General features: G+C 68.0%; 18 protein-coding genes. 16 read left to right on the top strand and 2 right to left on the bottom strand.

Annotated features, from left to right (window positions below; genetic code table 11):
• The 3 genes from AB0B45_RS43675 to AB0B45_RS43685 all read left to right on the top strand — a co-directional run.
• Positions 1 to 307 (top strand): hypothetical protein (locus tag AB0B45_RS43675; RefSeq protein ID WP_358143644.1); only part of this gene is annotated, 307 nt, incomplete at its 5' end.
• Between the two features lie 137 nt (positions 308 to 444).
• Positions 445 to 792: a hypothetical protein gene (locus tag AB0B45_RS43680; RefSeq protein WP_358143646.1), complete on the top strand. Its 348-nt coding sequence runs from the start codon at positions 445 to 447 to the stop codon at positions 790 to 792.
• Positions 793 to 924: 132 nt separating this feature from the next.
• Positions 925 to 2,048 (top strand): IS3 family transposase gene (locus AB0B45_RS43685; RefSeq protein WP_358143808.1). Its coding sequence is split into 2 segments (ribosomal slippage): positions 925 to 1,132 and positions 1,132 to 2,048, totalling 1,125 coding nucleotides; the frame shifts between segments, so codons are not numbered across the junction.
• A gap of 218 nt (positions 2,049 to 2,266) precedes the next feature.
• On the opposite strand, the gene AB0B45_RS43690 is transcribed toward AB0B45_RS43685, so the two are convergent.
• Positions 2,267 to 2,446, bottom strand: coding sequence for a hypothetical protein (locus AB0B45_RS43690; protein WP_358143648.1), 180 nt, complete (start codon positions 2,444 to 2,446; stop codon positions 2,267 to 2,269).
• Positions 2,447 to 2,866: 420 nt separating this feature from the next.
• Here AB0B45_RS43690 and AB0B45_RS43695 point away from each other — a divergent pair, with 420 nt between their 5' ends.
• The 7 genes from AB0B45_RS43695 to AB0B45_RS43725 all read left to right on the top strand — a co-directional run bounded on the left by AB0B45_RS43695 (position 2,867) and on the right by AB0B45_RS43725 (position 10,623).
• Positions 2,867 to 3,097 (top strand): hypothetical protein, encoded by a 231-nt coding sequence (locus AB0B45_RS43695; RefSeq protein ID WP_358143650.1) that lies wholly within the window; start codon positions 2,867 to 2,869, stop codon positions 3,095 to 3,097.
• A 340-nt stretch (positions 3,098 to 3,437) separates the two neighbouring features.
• Positions 3,438 to 4,781 (top strand): erythromycin esterase family protein, encoded by a 1,344-nt coding sequence (locus tag AB0B45_RS43700; protein WP_358143652.1) that lies wholly within the window; start codon positions 3,438 to 3,440, stop codon positions 4,779 to 4,781.
• Between the two features lie 712 nt (positions 4,782 to 5,493).
• Positions 5,494 to 6,228, top strand: coding sequence for a dienelactone hydrolase family protein (locus tag AB0B45_RS43705; protein ID WP_358143654.1), 735 nt, complete (start codon positions 5,494 to 5,496; stop codon positions 6,226 to 6,228).
• Positions 6,229 to 6,886: 658 nt separating this feature from the next.
• Entirely contained in the window at positions 6,887 to 9,220 is a 2,334-nt protein-coding gene (locus AB0B45_RS43710) for a nitrate- and nitrite sensing domain-containing protein (protein ID WP_358143656.1), read from the top strand.
• Positions 9,217 to 9,648, top strand: a complete 432-nt coding sequence (locus AB0B45_RS43715; protein WP_358143658.1) for a roadblock/LC7 domain-containing protein — start codon at positions 9,217 to 9,219, stop codon at positions 9,646 to 9,648. Before AB0B45_RS43710 ends, AB0B45_RS43715 begins: the two co-directional genes overlap by 4 nt.
• Positions 9,645 to 10,043 (top strand): DUF742 domain-containing protein, encoded by a 399-nt coding sequence (locus AB0B45_RS43720; protein WP_358143660.1) that lies wholly within the window; start codon positions 9,645 to 9,647, stop codon positions 10,041 to 10,043. Before AB0B45_RS43715 ends, AB0B45_RS43720 begins: the two co-directional genes overlap by 4 nt.
• The gene (locus tag AB0B45_RS43725; protein WP_358143662.1) at positions 10,024 to 10,623 is read left to right on the top strand and encodes an ATP/GTP-binding protein; all 600 of its coding nucleotides are present in this window, start codon (positions 10,024 to 10,026) and stop codon (positions 10,621 to 10,623) included. The genes AB0B45_RS43720 and AB0B45_RS43725 overlap by 20 nt, the downstream gene beginning before the upstream one ends.
• Positions 10,624 to 10,645: 22 nt before the next feature.
• Here AB0B45_RS43725 and AB0B45_RS43730 read toward each other — a convergent pair whose 3' ends face one another.
• Positions 10,646 to 11,413 (bottom strand): sulfite exporter TauE/SafE family protein, encoded by a 768-nt coding sequence (locus tag AB0B45_RS43730; protein WP_358143664.1) that lies wholly within the window; start codon positions 11,411 to 11,413, stop codon positions 10,646 to 10,648.
• A 384-nt stretch (positions 11,414 to 11,797) separates the two neighbouring features.
• Between AB0B45_RS43730 and AB0B45_RS43735 the strand changes: the two genes are divergently transcribed.
• The 6 genes from AB0B45_RS43735 (at position 11,798) to nrfD (ending at position 19,586) form a co-directional block, all read left to right on the top strand.
• Positions 11,798 to 12,832, top strand: a complete 1,035-nt coding sequence (locus AB0B45_RS43735; RefSeq protein ID WP_358143666.1) for an NAD(P)-dependent alcohol dehydrogenase — start codon at positions 11,798 to 11,800, stop codon at positions 12,830 to 12,832.
• A gap of 1 nt (position 12,833) precedes the next feature.
• Positions 12,834 to 13,874 (top strand): amidohydrolase family protein, encoded by a 1,041-nt coding sequence (locus AB0B45_RS43740; protein WP_358143668.1) that lies wholly within the window; start codon positions 12,834 to 12,836, stop codon positions 13,872 to 13,874.
• Positions 13,871 to 14,563: an iron-sulfur cluster assembly protein gene (locus AB0B45_RS43745; protein WP_358143670.1), complete on the top strand. Its 693-nt coding sequence runs from the start codon at positions 13,871 to 13,873 to the stop codon at positions 14,561 to 14,563. Before AB0B45_RS43740 ends, AB0B45_RS43745 begins: the two co-directional genes overlap by 4 nt.
• Positions 14,564 to 14,696: 133 nt before the next feature.
• On the top strand, positions 14,697 to 17,879 hold the full coding sequence (fdh, locus tag AB0B45_RS43750) for a formate dehydrogenase (protein WP_358143672.1): 3,183 nt from the start codon (positions 14,697 to 14,699) through the stop codon (positions 17,877 to 17,879).
• Positions 17,872 to 18,672, top strand: a complete 801-nt coding sequence (locus AB0B45_RS43755; RefSeq protein WP_358143674.1) for a 4Fe-4S dicluster domain-containing protein — start codon at positions 17,872 to 17,874, stop codon at positions 18,670 to 18,672. The genes fdh and AB0B45_RS43755 overlap by 8 nt, the downstream gene beginning before the upstream one ends.
• Entirely contained in the window at positions 18,669 to 19,586 is a 918-nt protein-coding gene (gene nrfD, locus AB0B45_RS43760; RefSeq protein ID WP_358143676.1) for an NrfD/PsrC family molybdoenzyme membrane anchor subunit, read from the top strand. Before AB0B45_RS43755 ends, nrfD begins: the two co-directional genes overlap by 4 nt.
• Positions 19,587 to 19,611 lie beyond the last annotated feature (25 nt).

Consider the following 19,611-nt stretch of genomic DNA (forward strand, 5'->3'; position numbering starts at 1 on the left):
GGAAGGCGGCATCGACCACCCGCTCCTCCTGTCCATGCTCATGCGCCGCCGTAGGGGAGGCGAGGAGAGCGGCATCGAGCACCCGCTCCTGCTCGCGATGCTTATGCGTCGCCGCGGGGAAGGTGAAGAGGAAGGCGGCATCGACCACCCGCTCCTCCTGTCCATGCTCATGCGCCGCCGTAGGGGAGGCGAGGAGAGCGGCATCGAGCACCCGCTCCTGCTCGCCATGCTTATGCGTCGCCGTAGGGGAGGCGAGGAGAGCGGCATCGAGCACCCGCTTCTGCTCGCCGCGCTCGCAAACCGTTAGCGGCGCAACTCCCGATCGCAGGCAGAAAAGGAGTCCCTCAGCTCGCGTGAATCGAGGGCTAGGGACAGATCACATCGACCGCAGAGGAGCAACTCATGGCGTCAGAGGAAGCCGCCGAACCGACCGGGCATGACCCGGTGGAGTCGCTGATCGACGACGTCATTCGCGACATCCTCAACGAGGCCAGCCAGTCCACCAAGGTTCTTGCCCGCGGCGGGGACTCCATGGCCACCCTGATCGAAACAGCCCTCACATCAGCGCCGCGCGCGATGCTGAAGGCCTCGACTATCGAAAGGCTCCTGCTCGCACAGGTTCTGTCCTCGGCTCTGGCCGACGCTCTCGCGCCCGCGCTGGCAGAGGCGCTGACTCCTGAGATCATGAAGGTCCTGGAGCAGTACACCACCAACGCCAAGGCCGGTGACGCGAAGGCCGCGAGGACAACCACCACCACAGCCAGGGGAAGCACCAGCAGAAAGAAGACGTGAGACATCGGAGGTGGGGTGCCCTAGATCTTCCGGACAGCTCCCCAACTAGGGTTGGGGTGACCCGGAAGGAAGCAGTAGTTGGCACGACGTAAGGGCCCTTACTCGCAGGCGTTCAAGGATGAGGCCGTCCGCATGGTGCTGGGCGGGGATCGTCCGGTGTCGCATGTCGCTCGGGAGTTGGACATCCACGACACCACCTTGCACAACTGGGTAAAAGCGTGGCGGCGGGAACACGAAGGTGCGGCGCCGGCCGCTCCCGGGAAGGGCGGGGAAAAGAGCGAGCGGGAACTCGAATTGGAGCGGGAGAACCGCAAGCTCCGCGAGGAAGTCGCGTTCCTGAAAAAAGCCGCTGCCTTCTTCGCGGCCGAGAATCGATAACGGCCAAGTACGAGCTGATCGACGCGGAGAAGGCTGTCTACAGGATTATCGACATGTGTCGGTGGCTGCAGGTGTCGCGGTCGGGATTTTATGAATGGCGCGGTCGCCCGATGTCCGCGACCGCCGAGCGACGTGAACGGTTAAAAGCGCTGATCGCGGTTGTTTTCGACGACAGCCATGAGACGTACGGGTATCGGCGGGTCCGCGCGGAACTGCTGCGCAAGGGCGAGGAGGTGAGCGTGGAGACGGTCCGGCTGCTGATGCGCGAGCTGGGCCTGGTCGCCTGTCAGCCGGCGCCGTGGCAGCCGGTCACCACCGACGCCGACGCCCATCATCGGATCCCCGACCTGGTCCAGCGGGACTTCGCCGCCGATGCGCCGGGAACGAAGTTCGTCGGCGACATCACCTACATCCCGACCTGGGAAGGGTTTCTCTATTTGGCGACGGTCATCGATTGCTACAGCAAGAAGGTGGTCGGCTGGGCGATGGCCGACCATTACAAGACGTCGCTGATCGAGGCGGCGATGGACATGGCCGCGGTCAACGTTCGCATTGCTGACGAGGCGATTTTCCACTCCGACCGCGGGTCGAACTATACGTCGGGAGTCTTCGGTGGGAAGCTGAAGCGGATGGGCCTGCGGCAGTCCGTGGGTCGAACCGGGGTTTGCTGGGACAATGCGATGGCCGAATCGTTCTTCTCCGTTCTTAAGAACGAATGGCTCAATCGGTTTACCTTCAGTACGCTAGACAAGGCGCGCTGTCAGGTTGTCCGCTTCATCGAAGGGTTCTATAATCGTAAACGTCTGCATTCAGGACTCGGATATCAGACTCCGCAAGAGGTCGAAGACCAGTACCTGACCCGGCAGTCCGCAGCGTAAGTCAGACCACCAGACGCTGTCCGGAATCTCCGAGGCCCCTCAAGGCGATGTTCTCAGTTTGGGTCATGGGCACCAGACATCCGGTGTCCATGACGACGTTTTCTTCGGGCGTGGCCGGCTTCCATTTCCACCGCCATCCTGCCAAGGATGGGACGCCCGCCTTCGCATTGAGTCAAAGACAGTGCCGCTCACCGGGCAAAGCAGCTGACCGCAGCCGCTTATCGTTTGGTTTGGTGCGGTCCCGACACGACGTCGAGCCGCAGATCAGGGCCTTCCCGCTGGTACAACACCACGTAGTCGGCCCGCAGCAGAACATCGCCGATCGCGCCAAGCATGATCTTCGCCACGTCCGATTCGAGCAGCGGGCGCTCTGGAGCCCTTACAAGGTCGACGGTCATGGCGTCGAGTGCCGGATCTACGGCCCACCGCACCCGGATGGACCGGGAGCAACGGTCGAGAACGAACCCGCTGGTTGTCTCCCGGACAGATAGCGGAAACCCCGCGCCGCGCTCAACAGCTGAATGATGGCGTGTTCCCATTGCCCCATGTCCATGACTGACCGACTGATCGCCATCTAGGGGCTCCAATTGGTTCCCTGCTATGCCTCCACGATCGTTCACCTCGGTTGCAGAGGCACTTGATCCTGGCGAGCCATGAGATACAAGGTTCGTTGGTGATCTCTGATGGCTCTCTAGTCGTCACAATCTCTCCGCCGGCCATGCGCAGCGAATGAACGACGGGCAGTACGACCTCGGCTGATCGAGGACTCGCTCGACGATCCGGAGGCGTTCGCGGCGCTGTTCGATCGTTACAGCGGAATGATCTATCGCTACGTCTCCTTCCGGCTGGCGCCCGAGGTGGCCGAGGACGTGGTCGGGGAGACCTTCCTGATCGCCTTCCGCAGGCGAGGCGCCTACGACCTGGCGTACGGCGATGGCCTTCAGGAGTCTGTATGCCTTCCTGGTACAAGACGGACCGAATGGGCGTCCGCCACGCACTGGACGAGTCATTTCCAACACGGCCAGTGGGGGCGCAGCCCGTGCCCGTGAATCGGGACAAGCTCCCTGTGCACAAGGCGTGTGCGCTCATGACTCGGTGGCGTTGCCGTTCGGTCGCGCGCCGCGTCGATGCGCCGAGCACGATAGGGGCAGCCGCTGACAAGCGAGCCGCCGCTCGTGCTCAGCGTCAAACACGCGATGCCGTGCCGACCGAGCAGCGGCCCCCGGTAGTGCCTGCCCTACCCTGGCGCACCAGCTCGCGCCACCCGAAAGATGCTGGTCAGCGGCATGGGAGGTGCACTCGCGTGGCCATACGCTCGTCGACGTATGGATCTCACCGTGAGGTCCGATCCGTCTCAAGTGGCAATACACGAGTTAGGAGGTAAACAACATGGCGAGGGACCGGAAGCGCATCGGCCGGCGGGGACTGCCGGCGACGGCGGTGATCGCGCTGGGAGCGATCCTCACCCCCGTGGCGGCCCTGGCCGACACGGCCGGCGGGAAGCAGGACCCGGTCCGCGCACTGGAGCAGGCGGCCCACCCGCTGCGTTCGACCGAGCCCCGGGGGAATACGGCCGACCTGCGAGCCCTGGGCGCGATGGTCGGTGACGCCGAGGTGGTCGGCCTCGGCGAGGCCACCCACGGCTCCCATCAGTTCTTCGCCATGAAGGAGCGGCTCTTCCGCTACCTCGTCGAGGAGAGAGGCTTCACCACCTTCGCTCTGGAGCTGAGCTGGTCCGCCGGGCTCCAGATCGACGACTACCTGCAGACCGGCAAGGGAGACGCACGGAAGATCGCGAAAGAGGCGCTGGCCAACTCGCCGTGGGACCGGGAGGAGTTCGTGAGCCTCATCGAGTGGATGCGCGACCACAACCGCCGCCACCCCGACCGCACGGTCCACCTCATGGGCGACGACATCGGCGCCCCCAAGCTGAGCGACGACTTCTTCAACCGGGTGACCAGCTACGTGCAGCGGACCCACCCGGAGTCGCTGCCGCACCTCACGCAGCTCTACACCGGTCTGCGCCCGATCGACGACGTGTTCGCCTACCTGGGCAAGCCCCTCGCGGAACGGCAGCAGCTCGCGGCCAAGGCACAGCAGGCCCTGGATCTGATCAGCAGCCAGAAGGGCACAGACGAAGACGAGTTCGAGCTTGCGGTCCAGAACGCCCGGTCCATCTCCCAGACGGCCACATTCCTCGCCTTCGACCTCACCGACAAGGCCTGGCTGCCCGTCGCGCAGCGCTACCGCGACCAGGTGATGGCCGAGAACACCGCCTGGTGGCAGCGGCGCACCGGCGACAAGATGCTGCTGTCGGCGCAGAACGACCACGTTGGATACCTGGCCGGCGAGCCCGCGCTGTACCCCAAGACGCAAGGGTCGTACCTGCGCGACGCATTGGGCAAGAAGTACCTCCCCATCGGTTTCACCTTCAACCAGGGCTCCTTCCTGTCGAAGGACGCCGCTCTCGGCGGCGACTGGAAGAAGTTCACCGTGGGCGCGGCCGAGCCTGGCATGAACGAGTACACCCTCGACAAGGTCCGCTACCGGGACTACTACCTCGACATCCGCAACGCCCCCGCCGCCGCGCGCGCCTGGCTGGACGTCGCCCGCCCCACGCGCAACATCGGCACGCAGTACCCCTATCCGCCCGGCGACCTCGCGATCGCCCGCTCCTTCGACGTCCTCATCCACCTCCGCGATGTACGGGAGGCCGACCAGCTGAAGCCGTGACGGCCCGCCGTGATGGCCAGGCGGCTATATGGGTAAGGGCTGGGCTGATTCTCGCCAATCCGAGGATCGCGGCTTTCTCCGCGCGGCGATACGAGGACATACGAGCCCCTCGAGTGGCCCGACGCGCAGGCCAATGCCTCACAGGAGAGGCTATTTGCCAGAAAGCGAAGGCGGCGAGGTGTCTTCTGGACTGGGTTTCGCCAAGTCTTCCACCGTAACCACCTCGTCGGCGGCCGGAGGAGTGATGTCGGTCTCGGCGCCCCAGCCGGTCACGCGAGTGTCAAAGACATACGAGTACGTGGGTTCATCTCTGCCTTGGGGCGTCCTGCTCCATGTACCCAAGGCCCTGCGCACCAACTGGTCCTCGCCGAGCCAGAGCCGCCAGGCGACCTTGATTTTCGCGTCCCCTCCGCGAGGCTTGTCATCGAATGAAAAAGGGAAATCGAGAGAAGCCTTTAGAGCTCACCGAAGGTGATGGTGCCTTGGTAGAGCGTGGCATGAGTGCCGTCGTAGACGCCTGCGGGGCGCTTGACCTTGGTGGTAGCCGGCACTTTGGGATGGCGAACCATTGACCCGGGGGAGTACGAGCGGATGCCGGCCCCGCACACCGGGCCGGAGGCCGCCGCGGGCGTCGCCGCTCCGCCAACTCCCGCTCGGCATGGGATGACGCCTTAAGCTACGTTCCGCCTTATCGGTCGGCCAAGGAGTGCTGATGAGACAACACGTGCGCATTCCGCTGCCGGACGGCAGTTCACTGGCGGCGACGGTGGCATTGCCGGAGGGGATCGCACCCGTGGCCGGATGGCCGGGGGTGGTGGTCGTGCACGAAATCTACGGCGTCGAACCGGACATGCTGGATGTCGTGGACCTGTTCGCCGAACATGGATACGCGGCGGTCCTGCCTGATTTATACAGCCACGGCACCAGGATGGGGTGCCTGGCGCGGGCCATGCACCAGCTCGCGACCGGAAAGCCGGGTCGGCCGGCCGCCGACATCGACGCAACCCGGCGATGGCTGGCCGACCGTGAGGACGTCGACGGTGGCCGGCTGGGTGTGATCGGATTCTGCATGGGCGGTGGGTTCGCCCTCGCATACGCGGCGAGCGCGCCGCCCGGCGTGCGAGCCGCGTCGGTGAATTATGGCGTGGTACCCCGGGATCAGGAAGAGTTGCGGTCGGTGTGCCCGGTCGTGGGTTCCTACGGTGGCCGCGACCAAGGGTTTCGGCCGCAGGGCGCGCGGCTGCAGGAGCATATGCGGGCGCTCGGCATCGAGCACGATGTGGAGATCTATCCGACTGCTGGGCATTCCTTCATGACTGACGGCCATCACCCCATCGCGAAACTCGCGATGTTCCCGCTGCGTCACGGCCTCGTCCGCTCGGCAGCGGACGACGCGTGGCAGCGTACATTCGACTTCTTCGACAAGTACGTCGCGAACCACGAGTAGCGCCGGCGAACACGACGGACGGACACCGGCGTCGCTGGCGCCGGATCACGACCCGGCCCAGAACCTGTGCGGTCACTGACGGGCGGCTGCTTAGCGTTGGTTTCCGCGAACTGTCACTCGGAGCTACGTGGGGGCTCATAGCGCGGACCCGACCGCGCCCCGACGCCATGGCCGACCGGGTCCTCGAGTTCGTGGCCGGCCCCAGCCTGCCCTACGGCAACGGCTCTACGGAAGGACCGATATCAAGGTCAAACTCATCCTGTGCGGCCGAGCCGGCTTCGCGCTGGTCCTGCTCGCACAGACCGCCAACGGTTTCGGGCCGGAGCCAAACCGTACAGTTCCACCCTCCAGCGCACTAACCGGTCGAAGAACCCCGCCGGGGCCGCCCGCTGGACCGCGACGCCGGCGGCCCGGCCGGTGAAGCAGGGGCTTTCGACCTCAAGTGCCGTATGGCTACTATCGGGCAACCAAATCGCCTAGTTTGGCGATTTTCGTCATGGGCGCACCGATCGGTGAGGAGAGTGTCCTGCACGTGGCTGGATTGGGCAGGGTCGGGCGACGGCGGACGGGCACCGTGGGCGACGGGAACGGGTTATCGGGGTCGACCGGCGGACGGGCAGGGCGCCCGGCCGGTGGCCGCCGACTGCCCCTGCGTACCGTGCTGATCATTGTCGCGTTCGTGCCGATCATGACTTTCGCCCCACTGCTGGGTTCGGGCATGTACCAACTGTCCAGTCAGTGGCGGGCGGAGAAGGCCCAGCTGGAGCTTGCCACCACTACCGTCGGCAGACCTGCGGCCAACCTGTTCTTCAGCCTTGATCGGGAGCGAACGCTCACTGCGGAGGCGCAGGCCAACCCCCGTAACACTGCCCGCGACAAGCTCGCCAAGCAGCGCGCGGAGACCGATCAGGCCGTGAGCGCCTTCCTTCCGCTGACAACCCTGGACACCTCCAACGGGCAGGACGGGCTCGCCGACGCCATCGCCCGGACCGAACGCGACCTCGGCCTCCTCGACCAGCAGCGCCGGGCGGTGGACGCCGGTTTGTCCAGCGACCAGAAGGCGTTCGACTACTACAGCGGCGTCCTCGAGTCGGACCTCAGCGTCTTGACCGTCCTCAGCCACACCGACCACGGCGAGGTGAGCAGTCAGGCGCAGACGCTGATCGACCTTTTCTGGGCTGTCGACATGATCGGCCGCGAACAGGCCATTCTGGCCCGTGGCTGGGAGACGGGGCAGCTGACGAGGGACGAGTACAGCCTTGTCGCCGACGCCATCGGCACCAAGAAGCACCTCCTGCAGGCCCGAGTGATCCCCAGTCTCACGGGTAACGAGAGCCAGTACGCATCGCTGACGAGCAGCAAGGCGTGGGAGACCATGACCTCCCTGGAGGGGCGGCTGGTCACCTCAGGGATCAGCGGCGAGAGCAACCAGGCGACGCTCAGGGAGGTCGGCCCCGCGTGGCGCTCCTCGGTGGACACGGTCAACGCGCAACTGCTGAAACTCCTCGGCCTCCGGCTCGAGAACGTCGCGAAGATCGGCTACAGCCACGCCACTCAGCTCTTCGTGGTCTTCATCAGCGTCACCTCCGTGGGCCTGCTCGCCCTGATCCTGGTCATCTTCACCAGCTGGCGACTCACCGCCGTTCTTCGCCGGCGCATCCTCCGCCTGCGTGAGGACGCCCAGGAACTCCAGGAGCGGCTGCCCGACGTGGTCGCCCGGCTGGAGCGCGGCGAGGACGTCGACGTGGACGCGGAAGTACGCATGGTCGAGCCCACGTCCGACGAGCTCGGCGAGCTCGGTCAGGCCCTCAACCTGGCCAGCCGCAGCGCTGTCCACACCGCCGTACGGCAGGCCGAGCAACACCGTGGCTTCCAGCGCATGCTCCAGCGCATCGCCCGCCGTACCCAGATCCTCATCGGCCTGCAGCTGAAGAAGCTGGACGAACTGGAACGCAAGCACGAGGACCCCGAGGTGCTGGAGGGCCTGTTCGATCTGGACCACCTCACCGCTCGGCTGCGCCGTTACGAGGAGAACCTGGTGATCCTCGGCGGCGGCCAGCCGCAGCGCCGCTGGCGCAAGCCGGTACGCATGCTCGATGTCCTGCGCGCCGCGCAAGGCGAGGTCCAGGACTACCGACGGATCTCGATCGAGGTCGAGGGCGAACCCTGGATAGCCGAGCGCGCGGTGGGACCGCTGGTCCACGTCCTGGCGGAACTCATGGAGAACGCCACCTCCTTCTCCAAGCCGCCGACCCCCGTCGAGGTGCGGGCCGCGCTGGTCAGCCGGGGCCTCGCCGTGGAGATCGAGGACCGCGGCCTGGGCATGGAACCCGAGCAGTACGCCGCCGCCAACGCCCTGATGAAGTCGCCCCCGCAGCTCGACGTGATGACCCACGCCGACGATGTGCGTCTCGGCCTGTACGTGGTCGCTCGGCTCTCCGCGAGCCTGGGCCTCAAGGTGGAACTGCGGCCGTCGGCCTTCGGCGGCACCCGTGTCATCGTGCTGCTCCCTGAACCGCTGGTGGTGGACCGCCCGCGAGCGGTACCCGGGCCGGCCGCGCGCTCCGAGGGGGTCCACCAGGGCCCCACCGGTCCGCAGCCCCACCCGCAGGAAGGTAGGCCCGGTCCCCGCCCGCCCCACGAGGACGGGCAGTTGCCGACTCGCTCCAGGGGACGCGCGATGGCGGACGTCACGACACCCGCCGCCGGACCATCGGATCGGGGCGACGTACCCCCGTCGTCCGACCAGCGGCCGCTGCCCCAGCGGGTGCGCCAGGCCAGCCTGGTCACCGAGCTCAAAGTCCCGGCGGACAGGGATGAACAGACCGATCAGGAGACCTGGGCCGCACGCGACAGGTCCAGCCGATCCAGCGCCACGATCGGCGCGTTCCAGCGGCAGTCCCGCAGGTTCAGGACCGGTGACGACGCCTTCGAGCCCCGGCCGAACGGATCCCCCGAGCCCAGTTCCCCTACGACGGAAGATCGAAGATGACGCAGCGAACCACCGCCACCGACACAGACCTGGACTGGCTCCTGGACGGCCTGGTCGACCGGGTCGCGGGCACCCGGCACGCCATCGTGCTGTCCGACGACGGCCTGGTGATCAGCCGGTCCAGGACCATCGAACGCTCGGACGCCGAACGCCTCGCCGCGATCGCCACCGGCCAGCAGAGCCTGGCTCGCGGTGTCGGGCAGCTCTTCAGCGGCGGGCCGGTCCACCAGGTCATCATCGAGATGGCCGACCTGTGGCTGTTCGTCACGGCTGCGGGCCGCGGCACCCACCTGGCCGTGGTCGCGTCCCAGGAGGTCGACGCCGAACTGATGACCGTCGCGATGCACACCCTGATCCAGCAGGTCGGCCAGAAGCTGGGAACCGACGCGCGTACCCCGCAGGCCGATGATGCGGGGAGACGCGGATGAAGCACTGGACGGAGGGCTTCGACGACGATGACGCCGACGAGCCCCTTGTCCGTCCCTATACGATCACCGGCGGACGAACCTCCTCCGAGCGGGACGACCTCACGCTGATCACTCTGGTGACGGCGATTTCCGCGGTCTCTCCGGAGACCGGACACGGCCTGCGAAGAATGCAGCCGGAGCACCGCACGATCCTCACTCTGTGCAGGCGGCCCCTGGCGGTGGCCGAGGTCGCCTCCGCGCTGAACCTCCCGGTGTCAGTGACCAAGATCCTCATCGGCGATCTGATCGAGGCCGATCAGATGCGGGCCCGGCCACCGCTGGCCTTCGCACAGGCGGGCGGCTTTCCCAGTGTGACAATCCTTGAGGCGGTGAGGGATGGACTACGCAACCTCTGACCACGGGGACGCTGCTCCCCTGGCGGTGAAGATCCTCATCGCCGGTGGTTTCGGCGTCGGGAAGACGACCCTGGTCGGCGCGGTGAGCGAAGTCGCCCCCCTACGCACCGAGGAGTACCTGACCCATGCCAGCGTCGGCGTGGACGACCTGGAAGGCGTGAGCGGCAAGTCCACCACCACCGTCGCGCTGGACTTCGGGCGCATCACCATCAACAGCGAACTCGTGCTCTACCTGTTCGGCACGCCCGGGCAGGAACGGTTCTGGTTCATGTGGAACGACCTCGTCAACGGAGCGATGGGCGCGGTCGTCCTGGTCGACACCCGCCGGCTGGATGTGAGCTTCGCGTCGATCGACTTCTTCGAGAGCCGCGGCATCCCCTTCGTCGTCGGCGTCAACTGCTTCCATGGCGTCAGGGACCGGACACAGGAGGAGATCCGCAAGGCACTCGATCTCGATCCGCAGGTGCCGCTGGTGCTCTGTGACGCCCGCGACCGTACGGCGGGCCGCGATGTGCTGCTGGCGCTCATCGATCGCCTGATGGCCGCTCACTCCCAAACGGCACCGCACCCCGTGGCCTGACCGGTCCTGCCGAGGTCCTGGGTCAGTGACGTAGCAACTGGACGATGGCGACGGTGCCCACCGTCACGATGAGGGAGCGCAGCATCGCGGGGCTGAGGCGGCGGCCTACTCTGGCCCCGATCGGGCCGCCGAGAGCGGAGCCGGCCGCGATGAGTGCGACGGCCGTCCAGTCGAAAGCCGCGGAGAAGAGGAAGAAGAGCGCGGCTACGCTGTTGACGACGGCGACGAGGACGTTCTTGACGGCATTGAGGCGTTGCAGGGTCTCGTCGAGGAGCACGCCCATCAGGGACATGTAGATGATCCCCTGGGCGGCGGGGAAGTAGCCGCCGTAGACGCTGGCGAGTGTCAGCCCGGTGAGAAGCAGCCGGCCGCCGTCGGGGCGGGCGGAGTCGTCGGCGCGTTCGCGGCGGCGCCGCACGCTTGCGCTGATCCGGGGCTGGAGGACGACCAGGACGAGGGCCAGGCCCATCAAGGCCGGCACGATCTTCTCGAACGCCGTGGCGGGCAGGGCCAGCAGGAGCGTGGCGCCCGCGAGGCCGCCGAGCAGGGCGCTGACGCTCATCTTCAGGATGCGCCGGCTCTGGCCGCTGAGCTCCGTGCGATAGCCGATGGCCCCGCTGATGGAGCCGGGGATCACGCCGAGTGTGTTGGAGACCGCGGCGGTGACGGGCGGCATGCCCGTGGCGAGCAGCACGGGAAAGGTGATCAGCGAGCCGGAGCCGACGACGGTGTTGACGGCGCCTGCGCTGACGCCGGCCGCGAAGACGGCGACCATCTCCGCCGGCGTCATGCGGCTGCGTGGATGGAGCCGCAGGCCGAGGACCACAGCACGGCGGTGACGCCCGCGGGGGCGAGGGTATGCGATTCCGTGTCCGGCGAGATTCTCACGCAGCCGACGCTAGACCGGGAACACTTCGGCGCTCGGCGAACTATCCCGGCACCGGGCCGGGTCGGCCCGCCGATAGGGACCCCCAAGCTCCAGGACGACGAGGCCTCCGCGGACTATGCCACCAAACGGGGGACACCGCGCTCCGGATCTTGCGGTAGCCGCCCCGAAATCCCGGCATTGTGAAATATCGGGCAAAATTCCGGCTTCGTGAAATCCCGGCCATTGACCGTCACCGGCGACCCTCCAACGATCGAGCTAGAACCTTTCGTCGGTCAGGGAGTGGCGATGAAGGCCGTACGGCTCCACGAGTACCGCAAGCGTCCGGTGGTCGAGGACGTCCCTGACCCCAGGGTCAGCGGGCCGCTGGACGTGCTGGTCGAGATCGGCGGAGCCGGGCTGTGCCGTACGGACCTGCACATCGTCGAAGGTCAGTGGGCGGAGAAGTCCGGCGTGGCCCTGCCGTACACGATCGGGCACGAGAACGCCGGCTGGGTACGGGAGGTCGGCTCGGCCGTGACAGGCGTCCAGCCCGGTGACGCGGTCATCCTGCACCCGCTCGTCACCTGCGGTTTGTGCCGGGCGTGCCGCGCGGGCGACGACGTGCACTGCGCCGACTCGAAGTTCCCGGGGATCGACACCGATGGCGGCATGGCCGAACTACTCCTCACCCACGCCCGGTCAGTGGTCAAGCTGGATCCCTCCCTGCAGCCCGCGGACGTCGCCGCGCTGGCCGACGCGGGCCTCACCGCCTATCACGCGGTACGCAAGGCGGTGCCGCTGCTCCACCCGGGCGCGCAGGTCGTGATGATCGGCGCCGGCGGGCTGGGTCACATCGGCGTGCAGTGCCTGACCGCCATGACGTCCGCCGAGATCATCGTCGTCGACCGGTCGCCGGCGGCGCTCGAGCTCTCCAAGGGGCTGGGCGCCACGCATACCGTGCCGGCCGACGGCAAGCAGGTCGAAGCGGTGGCCGACCTCACCGGCGGGCAGGGCGCGCACGTGGTGCTGGACTTCGTCGGTGAGGCAGGCACCGAAGCCGAGGGCGTGGCGATGCTGCGCCGCGCGGCCTCGTACTTCGTGATCGGCTACGGGGGCCGTGTCGAGATCCCCACGATCGACATCATCTCCAACGAGATCAACGTGATCGGCAACCTCGTCGGCTCCTACAACGATCTGGACGAGCTCATGGCTCTCGCCGCGCAAGGGAAAGTGCGGCTGCATACCAGGAAATACCCCCTCGAAGCCGTTAATGAAGCCATGGACGACCTGGACAGCGGGCGCCTGCAAGGTCGGGGAATTCTCGTACCGACAAGGAGCTGAGATGTACGAAAAGGATGGCCATCAGTATTTCGTCGTCGACGGGCACATCCATTTCTGGGACGCCAGGCCGTCGAACCAGGCCAACCGCTACGGCGAGGGCTTCATCAACTGCTTCTACGATTATCACCGCAACCTCTCGCCCGCGTCGGAGGTCTGGTCGCTGGAGGATTTCTGGCAGCAGAGCGAGGAACGGATCCTGCACGACGTGTTCGAGGTCGGCTACGTGGACAAGGCGATCTTCCAGCCGACCTACCTCAATGATTTCTTCGTCAACGGCTTCAACACCACCGAACAGGACGGAGTGCTCGCGGAGAAGTACCCGGACAAGTTCATCGTGAACGGGTCGTGGGATCCGCGCGACGGTGAAGCGGGCCTCGACAGACTCGAGGCGCTGGCGGAGCGCTGGAGTCTCCAAGGGGTCAAGCTCTACACCGCCGAATGGAAGGGCGCTTCGAAGGGCTGGAAACTGTCCGACCCGTGGTCCTACCGGTACCTCGAGAAATGCCAGGAACTCGGGATTCGCAACATTCACGTTCACAAGGGGCCGACGATCTACCCGCTCAACCTGGATGCGTTCGATGTGACCGACGTGGACGAGGTCGCGAGCGAGTTCCCGGGTCTGAAGTTCATCGTCGAGCACTGCGGGCTGCCCAGACTGGAGGATTTCTGCTGGATCGCGACGCAGGAGCCCAACGTCTACGCCGGGCTCGCGGTCGTGATGCCTTTCATACACTCCAGGCCGCGCTACTTCGCCCAGGTGATCGGCGAACTGCTGTACTGGCTCGACGAGAACCGGATCACCTTCGCCAGCGACTACGCGATCTGGACGCCCAAGTGGCTCATCGAACGGTTCGTGGACTTCCAGATCCCCGAAGACATGCGCGGGGAGTACGGCGAGCTCACTCCTGAGGTGAAGAAGAAGATCCTGGGCCTCAACGCCGCCCGGCTCTACGACATCCCGGTGCCGCCTGAGCTGGACGTCGTGGAGGCTCATGCGGGTAGCGGCGAACCGATCGCCTCCGGGCCGAAGGTGCCGGCATGAGCACGTCGCCTCCCGACGGTGGGATCTGGGAGGCGCTGGCGACCGTGCGGGATCCGGAGCTGGACGAGCCGATCACCGAGCTCGGGTTCGTCAGCAAGGCCGAGGTCCATGAGGGGCACGTTTCGGTCCGGCTGCGGCTGCCGACGTATTTCTGCGCACCGAACTTCGCCTACCTGATGGTCGCCGACGCCTGCGACGCCGCGCGAGCGGTCCCCGGCGTGGTCTCGGTGGATATCCAGCTGGAGGACCACTTCGCTGCCCACGAGATCAACGCGGGTGTCGCGAAGGACGCGGGGTTCACCGGGTCCTTCCCCGGCGAGGCCGGCGGGGAACCCGACGAGCTGCGCCTGACGTTCCGGCGCAAGGCCTACCTGGCGAGCCTCGACCGGCTGGTCACGCGGTTGACCGCCGAGGGTGTGGAGCCTGCGCGGCTGCGGCTGGGCGACGTCCCGGAGTCCCAGGAGCTGGCCCGGCTGCTTCACCGCCGGGCCGAACTCGGGCTGGATTGCTCGCCGCGGTCGCCGCTGCTCCTCGACCAGCGCGGCGAACCGATCCCCGCTGAGGAGGCCGCCCTGCAGCTGCGCTTCGCCCGTGCCGTCCGGGTCAGCATCGAGGGCAACGCCGATTTCTGCCGCGGACTGCTGCATACGCGTTACCCCGAATCGGCGTGGCGGGACTCGTCATCCTGATCGGCGGCCTCGGCGCCTGCCAACCTCCAACCGGCGGTTCGATTCGCAGGGGCGACGGGACCACGGTGAGGACGGAGTCGGCGAGGCCCCGCGACGGCGGTTAGGCCGGACGGATCAGGGCAGGATTCGCATTGTGGCAGGTGGGGGATGGTTCTCCCGGTGGCCGGTGTTTCGGCAGCTCAAGGGAGAGGACGGCAGGGGCGACGCCGCACGGTCGGCGCGTACCGACGCCCTGAGGCCGCGCACCGAGGAGGCGGACAAGGTCGCCCGCTCGATCTGCCCCTATTGCGCGGTCGGCTGCGGCCAGCTCGTCTACGTCAAGGACGGCCGGGTCAGCCAGATCGAGGGCGACCCCGACTCGCCCATCTCGCGCGGCCGGCTGTGTCCCAAGGGCTCGGCGAGCAAGCAGCTCGTCACCCATCCGGGCCGCCAGACCCACGTGCTGTACCGCAGGCCGTACGGCACGGAGTGGGAGCGGCTCGACCTCGGCACCGCGATGGAGATGATCGCCGAGCGGGTGCTGAGGACGCGAAGGGACACCTGGCAGCAGACCCATGAGGGCAAGGTCGTGCGCCGCACGCTGGGCATCGCGGGCCTGGGCGGGGCGACGCTCGACAACGAAGAGAACTACCTGATGAAGAAGCTCTACACCGCCATGGGCGCGATCCAGGTGGAGAACCAGGCGCGTATTTGACACTCCTCCACCGTCCCCGGTCTGGGGACCAGCTTCGGGCGTGGCGGCGCGACCACCTTCCAGCAGGACCTGGCAGGTGCGGACTGCATCGTCATCCAGGGTTCCAACATGGCCGAATGCCATCCCGTGGGCTTCCAGTGGGTGGTGGAGGCCAGAGCGCGGGGAGCGAAGGTCTTCCACGTGGACCCGCGCTTCACCAGGACCAGCGCGCTGGCCGACCGCCACGTGCCGATCCGCGCCGGTAGCGACATCGTGCTGCTCGGCGCCCTGATCAACCACGTCCTCGTCAACGAGCTGGACTTCCGTGAGTACGTGTTGGCCTACACCAACGCCGCCACCCTCGTGTCCGAGGATTTCCAGGACACCGAGGATCTCGACGGGCTGTTCTCCGGCTTCGATCCCGAGACGCGTACGTACGACCCGAGGAGCTGGTCGTACGAGGGCACGGGCGAGCAGGAGGCGCCGGGAGAGACCCTGGAGGGCGGCCTGCACCACGTCCAGGCGGCGGGGGCGGATCGCTACGGCTCCGGCGGCGCCGCCGCGCACCCCAGCCCGCCGACGGACCCGACGCTGCGCCACCCGCGCTGCGTCTACCAGATCCTCAGGCGGCACTTCGCCCGCTACACCCCGGAGCTGGTGGAGCGGCTCTGCGGCATCTCGCCGGACGACTTCGCCGAGCTGGCGGACGCGATCACCGCCAACTCCGGCAGGGAACGCACCACCGCGTGGGTGTACTCCGTCGGCTGGACGCAGCACACGGTCGGCGCGCAGTACATCCGCACTGCCGCGATCCTCCAGCTCCTCCTGGGCAACGTGGGCCGTCCCGGCGGCGGCATCCTGGCGTTGCGCGGGCACGCGAGCATCCAGGGCTCGACCGACATCCCGACACTGTTCAACATCCTGCCGGGCTACCTGGCCATGCCCCACGCCCACCGGCACGCGAACCTGGACGACTACCTGGAGCGCGAGGGAGGCGACACCGGCTTCTGGGGCAACCGGCGTTCCTATCTGGTGAGCCTGCTCAAGGCCTGGTGGGGAGAGGCGGCCACCGAGGGGAACGACTTCTGCTTCGACCATCTGCCGCGCCTGACCGGCGACCACGGCCACTACACCACCGTGATGGGCCAGATCGACGGGATGGTGAAGGGCTACTTCGTGGTGGGGGAGAACCCCGCGGTCGGCTCCTCGGACGGCCGTGCCCAGCGCCTCGGCCTGGCCAACCTCGACTGGCTGGTGGTGCGCGACCTGACGCTGGTGGAGACGGCCACGTTCTGGCGCGACGGTCCTGAGCTGGAGACCGGGGAGATGCGCACCGAGGACATCGCCACCGAGGTGTTCTTCCTGCCCGCCGCGAGCCACGTGGAGAAGGACGGCACCTTCACCAACACGCAGCGGCTCCTGCAGTGGCGGGAGAAGGCGCTCGACCCGGTCGGCGATTGCCGCAGCGACCTGTGGTTCTACTACCACCTCGGCAGGCTCCTGCGGGAGCGGCTGACGGGGGACGAGATCGACCGGCCGCTGCGCGAGCTGACGTGGGACTACCCCGAGCACGGCGAGCACAGGGACCCGTCGGCGGCGGCCGTGCTCCGCGAGATCAACGGTGTGGGGCCTGACGGGCGGGCGCTGTCGGCCTACACCCAGCTCAGGCCCGACGGGTCCACCGCGTGCGGCTGCTGGATCTACTGCGGCGTCTACGCCGACGAGGTCAACCAGGCCGCCCGGCGCAGGCCCGGCCGGGAGCAGACGCCCGTGGCGCCTGAATGGGGCTGGGCCTGGCCGGCCAACAGGCGGATCCTCTACAACAGGGCCTCCGCCGACCCCGAGGGCCGCCCGTGGAGCGAGCGCAAGGCGTACATCTGGTGGGACGCGGAGCGTGGCGAGTGGACCGGGCTCGACGTGCCCGACGTCGAGCGGAACAAGCCGCCCGACTACCTGCCGCCCGAAGGCGCCAGGGCCGAGGCCGCGCTGGCCGGGAGCGACCCGTTCATCATGCAGTCCGACGGGAAGGGCTGGCTGTACGTGCCGGCGGGCCTGGCCGACGGGCCGCTGCCCGCCCACTACGAGCCGCACGAGTCGCCGGTCGGCAACCCGCTGTACGGCCAGCAGGCCAACCCCGCGCGCAAGATCTACCCGCGTGCGGAAAGCCCCTACAACCCGCCGGAGTCGCCCCGCTTCCCGTATGTGCTGACCACGTACCGGCTCACCGAGCACCACACGGCGGGGGCCATGAGCCGGCCGCTGGCCTACCTCGCCGAGCTGCAGCCCGAGCTGTTCTGCGAGGTGTCCCCCCAGCTCGCCGCCGAGGTCGGGCTGGTCAACGGCGGCTGGGCCACGATCGTGACCAGCCGTACCGTGATCGAGGCCAGGGTGCTGGTCACCGGCCGGGTACGGCCGCTGCGGATCGAGGGCAGGGTGATCCATCAGATCGGCCTGCCCTACCACTGGGGGTGGGGCGGCGGCGGCCTGGTGACCGGCGACGTCGCCAACGACCTGCTGCCGCTGGTGCTCGACCCGAACGTCTACATCCAGGAGAGCAAGGCCGTGACCTGCGACGTACGGCCCGGCAGGCGGCCGAGGGGCCGGGCGATGCTCGAGCTGCTGGAGGTGTACCGCCATGACTGAGCGGATGGGCTTCTTCACCGACACCAGCGTCTGCATCGGCTGCAAGGCCTGCGAGGTGGCCTGCAAGGAGTGGAACCAGCTGCCGGACGACGGGTTCGTGTTCGAGGCGACCTCCTACGACAACACCGGGCAGCTCGGGGCGAGCACCTGGCGCCACGTGGCCTTCATCGAGCAGACGCGTCCCGTGCGGATGAACGGGGACCAGGACGACGGTGTGGACCGCTGGCTGATGTCGTCGGACGTGTGCAAGCACTGCACCCACGCCGCGTGCCTGGACGTGTGCCCGACCGGTGCGCTGTTCAGGACCGAGTTCGGCACGGTGGTGGTGCAGCAGGACATCTGCAACGGCTGCGGCTACTGCGTGCCGGCCTGCCCGTTCGGCGTGATCGACCGCAGGGAGGGCGATGGGCGGGCCTGGAAGTGCACGATGTGCTACGACCGGCAGCGCGGGGGCCTCGAACCGGCGTGCGCCAAGGCGTGCCCGACCGACTCGATCCAGTTCGGTCCGCTCGACGAGCTCAGGGAGCGGGCCGAGGACCGGGTGGAACGGCTGCACGCCGACGGGCACCCCGAGGCCAGGCTGTACGGCGAGAGCCCGGACGACGGGGTGGGCGGCGCGGGCGCGTTCTTCCTGCTCCTGGACGAGCCGGAAGTCTACGGCCTGCCCCCTGATCCGGTGGTGACCACCCGCGACCTGCCGTCCATGTGGCGCTGGGCGGGGGCTGCTGCCCTGTCGGTGGCAGGGGTGGTGGCGGTGGCCTTCGCGGGGTTCGGCAACGGGGAGCGGCGGTGACGCGGGAGCGGTCGATGGTGCCGGAGGCCGAGTTCCGGTCGTACTACGGGCGGCCGGTGATCAAGGGTCCGATCTGGCATGAACCCCACATGCCCACATATCTCTACTTGGGAGGTCTGTCGGGGGTTTCGTCGATGATGGCCGTGGTGGCGGGGTTCACCGGGCACCACCGGCTCGCCCGCACCGCCCGGGTCGCGGCGGCGCTCGGGGCGGCCACCGGCGCCGGCCTCCTCGCCGCCGAGCTGGGCAGGCCCGAACGGTTCCTCAACATGCTGCGCGTGTTCAAACCGACTTCGCCGATGAGCGTGGGCTCCTGGATCCTCGCCGCACAGGGCGGGCTGTCGGCGGTCGCCGCCTCGTCCGAGCTGACCGGGATCCTTCCCGTCGTGGGCGACGCGGCGGTCCTCGCCACGGGCGTGACCGGCCCGCTGACCGCCACCTACACCGCCGTCCTCGTCGCCGACACCGCCGTGCCCGCCTGGCACGAGGCGTACAGGGAGCTGCCCTTCCTGTTCGCCGGGAGCGCGCTGGCCGGCGCGGGGGCGATGGGCATGCTGGCGACGCCGCGTGCGGAGGCGGGGCCCGCCCGTGCGGTGGCGGTGCTCGGGGCCGCCATGGAGACCGTCGCGGGCGCGGTGATGGAGCGCAGGCTGGGGCCGGCCGGCGAGCCGTACCGGCTGGGGAGGGCGGGCCATCTGATGCGCTCGGCCCGCGCGCTGACGGCCGGCGGGGGGCTGCTCGCCGTCGTCGCCGGGCGCAGCCGTACGCTCACCGCCCTGTCCGGCCTCGCCCTTACGGCCGGCGCCCTGTGCACCCGCTTCGGCGTCCTGAAGGCGGGCAGGGCCTCGGCCGCCGACCCGAAGTACACGGTCGTCCCCCAGAGACAGCGCCTGGCCGACGAGCGCCCCGCCTGACCGTGTGCCGCTTCGGCCTCAACCC

This window comes from Nonomuraea sp. NPDC049152 (genome assembly GCF_040648355.1).
In the GTDB taxonomy this organism is placed as follows: Bacteria; Actinomycetota; Actinomycetes; order Streptosporangiales; family Streptosporangiaceae; genus Nonomuraea.

Coding starts and splice junctions, on each gene's coding strand:
- AB0B45_RS43755 (WP_358143674.1), top strand. CDS start 17,872: ATGACTGAGCGGATGGGCTTCTTCACCGACACCAGCGTCTGCATCGGC.
- AB0B45_RS43745 (WP_358143670.1), top strand. CDS start 13,871: ATGAGCACGTCGCCTCCCGACGGTGGGATCTGGGAGGCGCTGGCGACC.
- AB0B45_RS43720 (WP_358143660.1), top strand. CDS start 9,645: ATGAAGCACTGGACGGAGGGCTTCGACGACGATGACGCCGACGAGCCC.
- AB0B45_RS43725 (WP_358143662.1), top strand. CDS start 10,024: ATGGACTACGCAACCTCTGACCACGGGGACGCTGCTCCCCTGGCGGTG.
- AB0B45_RS43700 (WP_358143652.1), top strand. CDS start 3,438: ATGGCGAGGGACCGGAAGCGCATCGGCCGGCGGGGACTGCCGGCGACG.
- AB0B45_RS43690 (WP_358143648.1), bottom strand. CDS start 2,446: ATGACCGTCGACCTTGTAAGGGCTCCAGAGCGCCCGCTGCTCGAATCG.
- AB0B45_RS43730 (WP_358143664.1), bottom strand. CDS start 11,413: ATGACGCCGGCGGAGATGGTCGCCGTCTTCGCGGCCGGCGTCAGCGCA.
- AB0B45_RS43735 (WP_358143666.1), top strand. CDS start 11,798: ATGAAGGCCGTACGGCTCCACGAGTACCGCAAGCGTCCGGTGGTCGAG.
- AB0B45_RS43715 (WP_358143658.1), top strand. CDS start 9,217: ATGACGCAGCGAACCACCGCCACCGACACAGACCTGGACTGGCTCCTG.
- AB0B45_RS43705 (WP_358143654.1), top strand. CDS start 5,494: ATGAGACAACACGTGCGCATTCCGCTGCCGGACGGCAGTTCACTGGCG.
- AB0B45_RS43695 (WP_358143650.1), top strand. CDS start 2,867: ATGATCTATCGCTACGTCTCCTTCCGGCTGGCGCCCGAGGTGGCCGAG.
- AB0B45_RS43740 (WP_358143668.1), top strand. CDS start 12,834: ATGTACGAAAAGGATGGCCATCAGTATTTCGTCGTCGACGGGCACATC.